The 12,899-nt window shown below is 46.3% G+C and carries 8 protein-coding genes; 3 read left to right on the top strand and 5 right to left on the bottom strand.

Annotation, left to right across the window (positions count from 1 at the left end; translation table 11 throughout):
* Nucleotides 1-117: 117 nt before the first annotated feature.
* Nucleotides 118-1,635 (top strand): PAS domain-containing sensor histidine kinase, encoded by a 1,518-nt coding sequence (locus tag AB4Z08_RS02340; RefSeq protein ID WP_441572163.1) that lies wholly within the window; start codon nucleotides 118-120, stop codon nucleotides 1,633-1,635.
* A 2-nt stretch (nucleotides 1,636-1,637) separates the two neighbouring features.
* A complete protein-coding gene (locus tag AB4Z08_RS02345; protein WP_441572164.1) occupies nucleotides 1,638-2,696 on the top strand; it encodes a response regulator in 1,059 nt (352 codons plus the stop codon).
* A gap of 2 nt (nucleotides 2,697-2,698) precedes the next feature.
* On the opposite strand, the gene AB4Z08_RS02350 is transcribed toward AB4Z08_RS02345, so the two are convergent.
* From AB4Z08_RS02350 to AB4Z08_RS02370, 5 genes are all read right to left on the bottom strand, one after another.
* Nucleotides 2,699-3,079, bottom strand: a complete 381-nt coding sequence (locus tag AB4Z08_RS02350; RefSeq protein WP_441572165.1) for a hypothetical protein — start codon at nucleotides 3,077-3,079, stop codon at nucleotides 2,699-2,701.
* 10 nt (nucleotides 3,080-3,089) lie between these two features.
* Nucleotides 3,090-3,773 carry a hypothetical protein gene (locus AB4Z08_RS02355; protein ID WP_441572166.1) on the bottom strand — a complete coding sequence of 228 codons (684 nt, stop codon included), beginning with the start codon at nucleotides 3,771-3,773 and terminating at the stop codon, nucleotides 3,090-3,092.
* Between the two features lie 215 nt (nucleotides 3,774-3,988).
* Nucleotides 3,989-5,488 carry an ArnT family glycosyltransferase gene (locus AB4Z08_RS02360; RefSeq protein WP_441572167.1) on the bottom strand — a complete coding sequence of 500 codons (1,500 nt, stop codon included), beginning with the start codon at nucleotides 5,486-5,488 and terminating at the stop codon, nucleotides 3,989-3,991.
* Nucleotides 5,489-5,630: 142 nt separating this feature from the next.
* Complete coding sequence (locus tag AB4Z08_RS02365) at nucleotides 5,631-8,027, bottom strand: ABC transporter permease (protein WP_441572168.1); 2,397 nt, start codon at nucleotides 8,025-8,027, stop codon at nucleotides 5,631-5,633.
* A 146-nt stretch (nucleotides 8,028-8,173) separates the two neighbouring features.
* Nucleotides 8,174-10,246 (bottom strand): alpha-N-acetylglucosaminidase, encoded by a 2,073-nt coding sequence (locus tag AB4Z08_RS02370; protein WP_441572169.1) that lies wholly within the window; start codon nucleotides 10,244-10,246, stop codon nucleotides 8,174-8,176.
* Nucleotides 10,247-10,340: 94 nt separating this feature from the next.
* On the opposite strand from AB4Z08_RS02370, the gene AB4Z08_RS02375 reads away from it, so the two are divergent.
* A complete protein-coding gene (locus AB4Z08_RS02375; protein ID WP_441572170.1) occupies nucleotides 10,341-12,887 on the top strand; it encodes a cation-translocating P-type ATPase in 2,547 nt (848 codons plus the stop codon).
* Nucleotides 12,888-12,899 lie beyond the last annotated feature (12 nt).

Genomic DNA, 12,899 nt, shown 5'->3' on the forward strand with positions numbered 1-12,899 from the left:
ATACGGATATATTATTAATTCTATAAAATAATAACATTCTATTTTCAATCACCCGTAATTTATTCCACCGGGAATCATTAAATTTATATTGCACCGAAGTAAAGGGTCAATACGGGTATGATTAACACGACTCAGAATAATTACATAGGTTTCGAAGTTCTCTTTAATCATGCCACCATTGGCATCCTGGTAGCCGATAGCAACAGCACCATACTGATGGCTAACCCCTTCCTTCTTAACCAGTTCGGCTACACGAAAGAAGAAATTACCGGACAACAGGTGAACCTCCTGATGCCCTGTGATGAAAAAGAACATATCGCACTGCGAAAAGATGGCAGCAAATTCCCGGTAGAAACCAGCCACGGCGAACATACCACACCGGAAGGAATACTAACTATCATTTACATCATGGATATCTCCGACCGGAAAATATCCGAACAAACCCGGCAACAACTCGACCAGCAGAAAAAAGAAGCCGCCATCAAAGATGGCACCCTGCAAAGGATGAACAGCTTCCTTAACAGCCTGTGGACCAACGCCGGCGCCATGATCATCGTCATTAACACAGACGGCTTTATTAAATGGTTCAATCCTGCCGCAGAAAGAATACTCGGTTATAAAGCCAGCGAAGTCATAGATGTATGCACCCCGCTCATGCTACATGACCAGGATGAAGTTGCCCTCCGGGCAGAAGAATTTTCCAGGCAACTGCAGCAACCGGTAGAACCCGGTATGGAAACACTCACCATCAAGGCCAGGTTAAATTTACTCAACGAATATGAATGGCTCTACATCCGGAAAGACGGCAGCTCCCTGCCCGTTTCACTCACAGTATCTGCCATCCGTGATGCCAACGATATTACCGGCTATATAGGCATCGCCATTGATCTTTCCCGCATAAAAGAGGCAGAATCAGAACTCCGTATTTCACTGGAAAAGGAAAGAGAACTCAACGAACTGAAATCAAGGTTTGTGTCGCTCGCCTCCCATGAATTCCGGACACCACTCAGTGCCATCCTTTCTTCCATATACCTCGTATCCAAATACGAAGGCGCGGATGATGTAACGAAGCGCAGCAAGCATATTCAACGGATCATTTCTTCCGTAAATATGCTGACAGATATCCTCAACGACTTCCTGTCGGTAGGTAAAATAGAAGAAGGAAAAATACAGGTCAGGCACAGCACCTTTGACACCGCCAAACATATCGGTAACATTCTCGGTGAAATGGATGGCCTCAAAAAGCCCCAGCAGAATATTTACTATGCCCACCACGGCGCACCACAAGCCTTCCTGGATCCTACGCTACTTAAACATATTGTTATGAATCTCGTATCCAATGCCATCAAGTTTTCCCCGGAAGGAGCGATCATTTCAATCCGTACCCAATGCAGCGATGCCATGTTCCAGCTGTCTGTAAAAGATAAGGGCATAGGCATTTCCACTGAAGACCGCCAGCACCTGTTTGAGCGATTCTTCCGCAGCCAGCATGTGGCCAACATCCAGGGTACAGGACTCGGCTTACATATCGTAGCCAAATACGCAGAACTCATGAACGGTACCGTGTCTTGCAACAGCGCACCTGAAAAAGGTACAGAGTTTCTCGTCTCCCTTCCTTTTCCCCAAAACCAATGAACATGGAAAAAATACTGCTGATAGAAGATAATCCTGCTATCTGTGAAAATGTGGCGGAAATTCTGGAATTGGCTAATTACAAGGTACTCACTGCGGCCAATGGAAAAGAAGGCGTATCCATGGCCCTCGAACACCTCCCCGACCTGATTGTATGTGATATTATGATGCCGGTACTGGACGGATATGGCGTATTACATATGCTCCATAAAAACAAAGCATTGCAAACCACTCCCTTTATCTTCCTGACTGCCAAAGCAGAAAGAACAGATATACGAAAAGGAATGGAAATGGGCGCAGATGATTATATCACCAAACCGTTTGAAGGCACAGAACTGTTAAGTGCCATTGAAAGCCGGCTGAAAAGATGTGCAGAAATAAAACATAACTCTGCCACCGGGCTGCAGGGGCTCAATATATTGCTGTCTGCCAGCAACGGCGCGGATCATCTGTCACTGTTGAAAGAAGACCGTAATACCAATCATTATAAAAAGAAACAAAGCATTTATGCCGCCGGCAACCGTCCGGAATATTTATACTACCTGCTGCATGGCAAAGTGAAAACATACAAACGCAACGATGACGGCAAAGAGCTCATTATAGGCTTATACAACGAAGGAGATTTCCTTGGTTACAATACGTTACTGGAAGGGGGCAACTACCAGGAAAACGCAGAAGCCATGGAAGATACCCTGCTGGCTGTTATCCCCCATCAGGATTTCCAACAGCTGATCAGCAGCAATCCGGAAGTGCTGGGAAAATTCATCCGCCTATTGTCCAGGGAAATGGCAGAAAAGGAACAACAACTGATAGGTCTTGCTTATAATTCTCTGCGTAAAAAAGTAGCAGAAGCATTAATTATGCTGGACAGGAAATACAATACAGCGGGGAGTAAAAGTTTTACGATAGATATCAGCCGTGAAAACCTGGCTGCAGTGGCCGGAGTAGCCAAAGAATCCCTCATACGCACATTGGGCGATTTCAGGGACGAAAGATTGATTACTTTGAAAGAAGGACAGATAGCGGCATTGTCTATCAAAAAACTGATGGAAATGATTAATTGACTTTATACTTTTTCTGCGGCTATAAATATCAGGAAAGCCACTTTCACTTTTTCATGTTCCTGCATCATTCCCTGCACATCATTTTTCAATACTGAAAAGGAATGCGGTGCAGCTACGTTGGCTGGCTGCTTTTCCAGCCACGCCAGTTGTTCTCCTATTTCATGCCGCAACAGCACCATCGATTCTTCGCGGGCCAGCATCGCCAACTGAAACTCCTCTGCTTCCTCTACAAATGAACGGCGCGCAGTTTCCTTTAACGCTGCGGCTAACCGGTTTATCAGCGAAGCATTATCTTCTCTTAAGGTCTTCAGGATCCTGATCCATGTCTTGCAAACCTCCTGGTACTCAAGACAGGGTGGATCATGCTGCAGTTCGTGCGACATGGTTTAAATGCTAGTTGTAATAGGTTTGAAGTCCGTGCAAATTCTTGTCGGTCTCCCATCTTTTCAGCAGCTGACAAAGGTTTTTCTGAATAAAATACATCTGCCTGATATCTGCCTGCAACGCAATCAGTTGCCCCTGCGGGCCTTGTGGAAAACTATATTCTTTCTCCACCACATCTTCCAGCAAGTGCACAATTGTTTTGCTCTGCAAAACAAACTCCTTTACCAGCTTATATACTTTGCTGATATGATCATAGCCCATCTCTGTAAACACATCTCCTTTCTTAGGCTTCAGCACCGGTTTCAGCTCTTCTTTCAGGTTACGCAATACCACACTGTGATATACCGTTACTTCGCGGTAATAATGGATAAACAGGTCGTTAAAATCCTGTAACGTTCCCGGAGTAATAGCGGCCGCCTCCTGCATCTTCGTATAAAAATCCTCCATTCTGGCCAGTACCTGTGCTGCCTGCGGTATAGCACGATGCGTAATATAGTCATCGATATCTTCCGCATGCCCCGTATTAAAGTCCAATGCCCTTAATTTCATGTCCAGCAACGTTTTTACACCCGAATGCCGGTCGTACTGTCTGAAAATAAAATTCCCATACTTGCGTAAGTGCTTGATAGGGAAAAATAGAAAACCTTCGCAAAATTTGCGTTGCCGGGAAGTAGGCGTTAATCCGCTGAACATGATTTGCATTTTTTTTAGTGCAGATAAAGAGTATCACCGCCAGTGAAACGGTGATACCTTTCAACAACACATCTCCGTCATTCATTATTTGTTTACGCTAAGGAATCCAGGTGGATGTCCAATTGCTGCTGTAAAACTATTGCTGTTTACATTACTGGACAATGACGGGCATTACCATAGCCGGTGATGGTGATCATTTTTTGAGATGACCATGATCAGTCTTTCGATAACGGCGGATGATAATCCATACACCGGAATACCAGGAACTTCCTTACTACACGGCCATGTTGCGTTACCACAATGGGAGGCAGCTGCTTAACGGAGCTGAAGAAGGGAGATAATTTCTTTATAAATGCGAGCTCATCTACAGCATCGTTCAGGTCAGTGAGTGAGTTAATAAAAAGGGCATTTCTTCCTTTGAGGGCATTCATATCTGTTCCTATAAAATCAAACTGCAGGGCATTTTCTCCAATAATATTCCTGGAATACACCATGTGTCCCAGGTATAAATTCAGCATTGCACTGGTTTTGTAGTCATCGGCAGAAAAAATGAAATCATCCGGATACTCCGCAGCCAGACTTTTTACGCCAGCGCCCAGTCCTCCCCAACCTATCATAGTATCATCAGAGTGAATGGGGACCGGATAAAAAATGATTTCCACCGCCAGTGCCAGGTGAACAACCAATGAGCAGATCCATTGCCAACGTACATATTTAAAGGTAATCCAGGTGCTGATCCAGATAATACCCGTGATATAAGCTGGCATCATCCAGTTGATCTTTACCCAGTATATAGGAGATATTAACAGGAAAATGGCAAAAACGGGCAAAAAGAAACATAAGAGAAAGAGTTGCGGCGCCGGAATACGGGTAATATGCCACTTATATTTACGCACCAATTTATAGCAATAGTAAAACAGGACAACAAGTAATACCGGTAACAGGATAGCCGCCTGGTGCCCGAGTACACCGAAAAAGTCCAGCGGATGGAACTCTACTCCTCCTACCCTTTCGGACGACTGGAAGCGGAAAGAGGCAAAGTTGTTATCCACATTCCAGATGACTACCGGCAAAATAGTAATGCAGAAAAACAGGATGCTGGTAAAAAACCAGGGAGACCATAAGTACCGGCGATGCTGCTGAGACAACAATAAGTACAATACTGCACCGGCAGGCAGAAAGATAGCGGTATACTTACTATCAAAGGCCAGTCCCATTGCAATACCGGCCCATATCCAATAGCCTTTGCGTTCTTCAAATACCGCCCGGTAAATAGCGATCAGGGAAAGAGACCAGAAAAACAGCAACGGTACATCCGGCGTTGATACCAGTGATAAGATGGTCACCATCAATGTGGCAGATAGCAGCAACAAGCCATTCCAGGCCCTTGGCAAGGACAGGAAACAGCGCGATAGCCGGTAAAAGGCCAGCAACGTACCAATGGTTACCAGGGTGTCGGCCAGCTTGATCACAAACACATGCCGGCCAAACAAGTCTGTAAATGCCCTTAAAATCCAGGCGATAGCCGGAGGATGATCAAAATAGGAAAGTGCGAAATGCTGCCCGTAAAAATAGTAATAGGCATCCTGGGGCATAGCGCCCATTACGCCAATAAAAGAAAATCTTAATAAGAGGATGAAAGCGATAGCGAAGGCCATCCACTTATTTGCGGTGATATAGGCAATAAAACGGTTCCCCCTCGCTGATTCCTCCATATGAAATGCTGACAGTTAGATTTGTGACAGATGATGTGATAAAAAATAATCTCACAATCTCTGTGCCGCTGACAAGCCGACACCTGTTGTTTAACTATAATTAACACATCCTGCACATTTTCTGTTTGGCATTCCCGGAAAATCAATCTGCTCTTAAACTGTGAGCCGGATTAGCACTGGCCGCCTTCAGCGCCTGTAAACCCACGGTAACAAAGGCGATCAACAGCGCTCCGGCAGCTGCCACTGCAAACAATATCCAGCTGATTTGTACATGGTAAGCGAAATCCTGCAACCAGCGCTCCAGTAAATACCAGGCCACCGGCGTGGCAATGACCGCAGACAGGATCACCAGTATGAGGAAATCCTTTGACAGCAAAGTCACAATACTCCCCACGCTCGCCCCCAATACTCTGCGGATACCAATTTCCCTGGTGCGCTGCTCTGTGATATACACCGTTAACGCCAATAAGCCCATCACAGAAATAAAAATAGAAATCACTGTAAACACGTAAATAATATACCGCACCCTGTTATAGCTACTATATAACTGCTGGAAATTATCATCCAGGAAAGAGTAGCGCAAAGGGAACCCCGGTTCTACTGTTTCCCATAGTTTATTGATAGCGCCCAGGGTCTTATCCAGGTTAGCGGTGTTTACTTTCACCAGTAATGCGCCTCCCGACTGATACGTACAATGCGCATTGGAGATGCTATACAAGGTAGGACGGATATAACTGTCGAATCCCTGCACCTGGAAATCCTTTACTACACCTACTATTTCATAAGGCACACTGTCGCAGGCAGCAAAGCTGATCCGGGACCCCACGGGCAACTTCACGCCCAGCGTTCTGGCGGCCGACTCATTGATAATGGCGGTATTGTCCTGGTCTTCCGGATGATCGTCACTAAATGTCCTTCCCATTAACACCTGTATGCCCAGGGTAAGAAAAAAGTCACTGCTCACGCGCACAGAAGTCAGCGATTTATGCTCACCGCCATACCGGAACTCTGTAGAAGAGGTGTCTACATTTTGATTGCCGGGAAGAGCGGTTGTTTTGGAAACGGTTTCCACTCCCGGAATCCGTAACAGCTTCGTGCGGGTTTGTCCGAAATCATTTTCACGGGTTTGTTGATTCGCTTCTATCTGCACCACCTGCTCCGGATTGAAACCAATATCCCGGTGTTTCATAAAATCCATCTGATGTGCCATTACCAGCACGGCGATGATGAAAAACACCGATACGGCAAACTGTACAACAATCAATGAATGACTAAACCGCTTGCTGCCGGCCCCCATACTAAAATTGCCCTTGAGCACATTCACCGCACCCTGCCGGGCAAATACAACCGCTGGATATAAACCGGATATCAGCACAATCGCCACCAAAGCAGCAAGGCATTGCCATAACATCGTGTAGGATTGTATTTGCCGGAAGTAGGATAACGACAGGTCGAACATTTGGTTAAATACAGGCAACATGACAAGACATAAACCAATGGCCAACAACACGCTGATACCACATTGCATAGATACCTCCAGCAGGAATTGCCCCAGCATCTGTTTTCGGCTGGAACCCAATACTTTTCGTACGCCCACTTCCCGTGAGCGCTGCAATGTTTTCACGAGCGACAGGTTGCTGGAATTCAACGCTCCGCTCAGCAGCAGCAAACCTGCCAGCAGAAAAAGGATCATGGTAGTTTTAAAAGGGCTTTTGCCAAAACGCGGAAAATTATGAATATCCTTCACCGCATCTGTCAGCAGTGTAGGAGTATGTCCGGCTTGCAAAAAGGCGGCATAACTCAGATTGCCGTTTTTTTCATGGTAATCATAAAAAGTACGATTCACTTTATCTTCCAGTGCCGCGGTAGCCATGGGCTTACTCAAACGCACATACGAAATATAGGAAATGTTACTCCAGGAGTTTTCCACTCCTGCCGTCATTGCGTTGCGGAGAATCATGGCCGCATGCAGATGGGAAGGGCCTCCTGGCGTGGCTATTACACCTGTAACTGTAAAAGGCATCTTATTGAAGATTTGTATCACCTTGCCGATCGGATCTGCATCACCAAACAACTTATGACTTACCTCTGTAGAGATGAGGGCGGATGCCGGTTCCCGGAAGGCAGTAGCAGCATTGCCTGCCAGCAACTGATAGGGAAATACCTGCAGAAATCCGCTATCGGCCATCACCACATCTTTCTGATATAATTTTTTAGTTCCATAACTAATCAGCAGCTCATAACCACCAGAAGGTTGAATACGTGTATACGCCGTTATTTCCGGCATATGCTGCTGCAATAAAGGAGCCAGTGGCGCCGGCGCCGGATTGTTTGCGAAGTTGCCGGGCGACTGTTGGGATACCCTGTATACCTGTTGCAGTGATGGATCCCACTGATCGTAACTCAGTTCATAATTCAGGTAAAGTAAAATGATCAGGAAGCTGGTCAGGCTGATTGCCAAACCACCGATGTTAACGAATGAGGTAAATCTATTCTTTATCAGACTTCTGAACGCGATTTTACAATAGCTCCTAAACATTGCATAAGGATTTGCCTACCATAAATAAAAAAAGTGCCGGGTTCCGGCACCTTTGATAATCAATTATTTACATATCTAAACAGGCGGCGCCCTGTCCATTTTCAGTATAGCTATTGTTCATAAACGAACAAGGGCGCCGGCACCATTTATTGCGCTGTCCATTTTTGCTCCCACGGGAAGAAGTCAGGCACCGGGGTATCTTTGCCCTGCAACTGATTTGTAAGGGCAACAATATACATCTTCCAGCGTGGCAGGTAAAAGCTGCGCATTAAGCCACCCCATTCCTTATTGGCATATTCATGCAATTCTGTGGCCGGGTTATCCGGTCCCCAATAAGTGATCTGGGTTTTAGCGTTCTTTATCAGCAGTGATTTCTCCGCTGGTGTTTGTCCCAGGTTTTGTGCAGCATTCACCCAGGTATCCAGACGGAAATGTTTGTTGCCGCTGAGCAATAAATCCTGTTGCTGCATGAGCGACAAAAAGCTGCCGGAAGTTTGCTTAAAAGCAGCGAGATCTTTTTGCACGAAAGCTGCCACCATGTTAGCATAAATCTCTTCACCACGATTTGCATTCACCTGCCGTTGAAAATCGATCGCATCAATTTCGTAGGTCGTGTTATTCTTCATGGCGGGAGCAGCCTTCATAAAAGTGGCCACTGCGGCTGCAAAAGCTTTAGTATCATAATTACGTTTACGCGTACCCCAGGACGATACGGGTACATCTTTCAAGGTAGGACGTGCACAGAAAACAGATTCGTTGGGTCCTTCCTGGTATTGTGGAAAGCTGCTGTAAGCAGTAGCCACCAATCCCTGCCAGGCCGCCTGGATCTGTGGATTATCGGTACCATAACGGTAACGTACATATGATTTTATCCAGTCTGTTACTTCCACTTTTTCCGGATGCCAGGCGAGTTCCAGTATCAGGTCGTAGATAACCGGGTTATTGTGGATCCCTTCCGGCATAATGCCTACGCCTTTAAACAAGGGGCCATAGGGACTATGTGCAGCACGCCATGTTTCATCCGCAAAGCGCTGCAGCTTACCATATAGTCCCGCCTTTTCTCCGAAGTTATTCACACTGCACCAGATAAATGGGGTGCCTTCATATCCTTTACGTGTTTCCCAGTTCGCCGTATTTTCACCAAAAAGCTCCTGCACCAGTACTTTAGACTTATCAAGACCAGCTAATAAGGCGCCGGAAGGGTTGGCCTGCCAGCCCTGCAACACCCAGGTACTGCCCGGAAAATGCTGTTGCATGGTTTGCTGAATAATGCCGGCAGCTGCAGTTACATCTACCCCTTTGCTAATACCTCCTTCGTGAAAAGGATCTCCCGCAAAAAAGCGGATGTCACTACCATATAATTTTTTGAGCTCTTCATAGTAGATGCCCGCAATGTTCGTGAAGTTACTGTCGCCCGGGATAAGGAAATCCGGCCGCTGGAAGCCACCAGCCCACTTACCCTGCTCAACCACTTTAACAGGCATTTTCTCTTTCAGATTCACCGGCACCATTCCGTAAAAGCCCTGAAGCACCGGGGCAATGCCCAATCCTTTCATGCGTGCCAGTATTTGTTTTTCCAGCGTGGTCTGCTGGTCTATCATCTGCTGTGTAACCGGACCACCCCATCCCTCGAGGTTGCCCATGAGCCACCAGGCGGTAAAGCCCGGTCCTGCTAAGAAACGGCGGGCTTCTTCGGTGCTGTAGCCCAGGCGCTCCAGGGTATGCTGCCATACCGCTTCGGTACCCATAGTAGCCAGCATCACGTTCACCCCATTGAGTGCCATCCAGTCCAGCTCATGCTCCCAGTCCTTCCAGCTGTAATAACTCATCGTATAGCTGATCGTGCAATAGTTCAGGGCATAGCGGTAATCATAGGCAGTATTGATATGCACGGGTGTTTTTACAGCAGGCAGCGGAGATACAGGAGCAAGATTATCTCCCATATGCGACATAGAGCGGTGGCAGTAATACTTCAGGTACCAGTTCAGTCCGGCAGCGGCGGCACTCGCACTGGAGGCTGCAATGCGCACTTCTTTGCCCGGGGTAGTAATTTCAAATATATCCTTGTTATTCTCTGCCGCTATACTTTTTAACACCAGCGATTTTGCCAGCCACGGAACCCGGCGTTGTGCCAGCTGCTGCACAGCAGGAAAGTCCTGTGCAAACACAGTCGAAGACAGGCATAGGAATAGCCCTGCCAGCAATTTTTTTCTTTTCATTTATTTCACTGTTAGTATTATAAAGAAGGTAAATGTAATGATCAATTACATAATTCGTAAATTTAGTGAGGCACTATTCACCAAAACTACTCACATGGCAGGACAGACTAATCTACCGGAGCACATTAAAGGTTTGGACGACATGGAGGTAGCAGCCTCCAGACAAAAGTACGGCAGCAATACTCCTCTTCTTCCTGACAACAATCCGCTCCTGCTCCTGTTAAAGGAAATCCTGGCAGAACCTATGCTCATGCTGCTCATAGCCGTCACTGTTATTTATTTTATTATGGGCGAACTTGGGGAAGCCTATTTCATGCTGGCCGCCATAGCACTCGTATCCGGCATCTCTTTCTACCAGGATAGTCGCAGCCGCAAAGCACTGGGCGCATTGGAAAAAATGAATGAACCTCTGAGTAAGGTAATCCGTAACAGCATATTAAAAAGTATTCCTACCAGTGAAATAGTGACCGGCGACATGATGCTGGTATCCGAAGGCAATACCATCAATGCCGATGGTGTAATTGTACACAGCAACGACTTTTCCGTTAATGAATCGGCGCTGACAGGTGAGGCATATGCAGTTTTCAAACAGTCAGACGCAGAGGATAATCGTGTATACAGCGGCACTGTTGTTGTTTCCGGTCTCGCCATCTGTGAAGTAAAGCAGGTTGGCTCCCAAACCAAAATCGGTCAGCTGGGAGAAGCGATCCTCCATATCAAAGAAGAACCTACACTCCTGCAGTTACAGATCCAGCAATTTGTGAAATGGATGGCCATCACCGGTGTGGGCGTTTTCCTGGCAGTATGGCTATTTAACTATATTCGCAGCGGCAGCTTAACCGACAGTCTTCTGAAGGGATTAACACTGGCCATGTCTATTTTACCGGAAGAAATACCGGTGGCCTTTACCACCTTTATGGCATTGGGTTCCAGGCGACTCATGCAAATTGGCATAATTGTAAAAAAGATCCGTACCGTAGAGGCATTAGGGAGTGCCACTATCATTTGTACAGATAAAACAGGCACTATCACTGAAAATAAAATGAGTCTGCCTGCCATCTATCGTGGGGCAGATCATAGGTTGTATGAAGCAGAGAACCTGCCGGCAGATGTAGTCACCATGGCCATGTGGGCCAGTGAACCAGTGCCTTTTGATCCAATGGAGAAAACACTGCATGGACTATACGAAAAGATGACAACAGCAGACGAGCGAACACACTACAAAATAATACATGAATATCCGTTAGAAGGCAAACCGCCTATGATGACGCATATTTATGAGAATGAAGCCGGTCAGCGTATCGTTGCCGCAAAAGGAGCCCCGGAAGCTATCATAGCAGTTTCACATCTCCCGGAAATAACAAAAAAACAAGTCAGCGAACAGGTAGATGCGCTGGCGCAAAAAGGCTACCGCGTACTAGGTGTGGCTACCGCCGATTTTTCCGGCAACAATTATCCGCTTACACAACAGGAATTACCGTTCACATTTGTAGGCTTGCTGGCTTTTTACGATCCTCCCAAAGCCAATATCGGAGAGGTATTCAGCAAATTTTACCAGGCGGGCATTGCGGTCAAAATCATCACCGGCGATAACGCCGTGACTACCTGCGCCATCGCAAAACAGGCTGGCCTGGCGCATGCCGATAAAGCCATCAATGGCGATACGCTGATGCAGATGGATAATACACAGATGCAGCAAACTTTGCAGTCTGTCAACATTTTCACCCGCATGTTTCCTGAAGCCAAACTGGCCGCTATCAATGCACTCAAAGCAGATAATGAGGTAGTTGCCATGACAGGTGATGGTGTAAACGATGGCCCTGCACTGAAAGCAGCACATATTGGTATTGCCATGGGCAAAAAAGGTACAGAGATTGCCAAACAAGCCGCAGCACTGATCCTCGTTAATGATGATCTCAGCGGCATGGTAGATGCCATTGGTATTGGCCGGAGAATATACACTAATATTAAAAAGGCGGTACAATACATCATCTCCATTCATATTCCGATTATACTCACCGTGTCGGTCCCATTATTCCTGGGCTGGATATATCCAAATATATTCACGCCGGTACATGTTATTTTCCTGGAAGTTATTATGGGACCTACCTGTTCTATTGTATACGAAAATGAACCCATGGAAGAAAATGCCATGTTGCAACCACCCCGTCCTATTACACAAACCTTTCTCACTTTCCGTGAAATGAATATCAGCATCCTACAGGGCCTGCTGATTGCAGCAGGAGTGCTGGGCGCTTATCAGTGGAGTATTTCACAGGGGTATAGCGAAACAGCCACCCGTAGTATGGTGTTCACTACGCTGGTACTCGCCAATATTTTTCTTACCTTGGTTAACCGTTCGTTCTATTATTCCTTTATACACAGCATGCGTAATCATAATAAATTAATGGTAGGCGTTATTGCTATTACACTTTTACTGCTGGCAGCCATGCTATATATTTCGCCGGTAGCAAAATTCTTCAGCATAACGGCATTACAACCACTTCAATTACTGGTATGTGCTGGTATTGGAGCCGCTTCCGTACTATGGTTTGAAATATGGAAATTATGGAAACGAAACATACATTTCCCGAAACAACCTATTAAAGTGCTGGCCACAGCGGGCGCCGGCAATAATTAATCAGACATCTCA

Origin of the sequence: Chitinophaga sp. RAB17, from assembly GCF_052114225.1 — a bacterium.
Classification (GTDB): domain Bacteria; phylum Bacteroidota; class Bacteroidia; order Chitinophagales; family Chitinophagaceae; genus Chitinophaga.

Bases quoted from the DNA above. Each gene is read 5' to 3' on its own strand.
- AB4Z08_RS02340 (WP_441572163.1), top strand. From the start codon at position 118: ATGATTAACACGACTCAGAATAATTACATAGGTTTCGAAGTTCTCTTT.
- AB4Z08_RS02345 (WP_441572164.1), top strand. From the start codon at position 1,638: ATGGAAAAAATACTGCTGATAGAAGATAATCCTGCTATCTGTGAAAAT.
- AB4Z08_RS02350 (WP_441572165.1), bottom strand. From the start codon at position 3,079: ATGTCGCACGAACTGCAGCATGATCCACCCTGTCTTGAGTACCAGGAG.
- AB4Z08_RS02355 (WP_441572166.1), bottom strand. From the start codon at position 3,773: ATGTTCAGCGGATTAACGCCTACTTCCCGGCAACGCAAATTTTGCGAA.
- AB4Z08_RS02360 (WP_441572167.1), bottom strand. From the start codon at position 5,488: ATGGAGGAATCAGCGAGGGGGAACCGTTTTATTGCCTATATCACCGCA.
- AB4Z08_RS02365 (WP_441572168.1), bottom strand. From the start codon at position 8,027: ATGTTTAGGAGCTATTGTAAAATCGCGTTCAGAAGTCTGATAAAGAAT.
- AB4Z08_RS02370 (WP_441572169.1), bottom strand. From the start codon at position 10,246: ATGAAAAGAAAAAAATTGCTGGCAGGGCTATTCCTATGCCTGTCTTCG.
- AB4Z08_RS02375 (WP_441572170.1), top strand. From the start codon at position 10,341: ATGGCAGGACAGACTAATCTACCGGAGCACATTAAAGGTTTGGACGAC.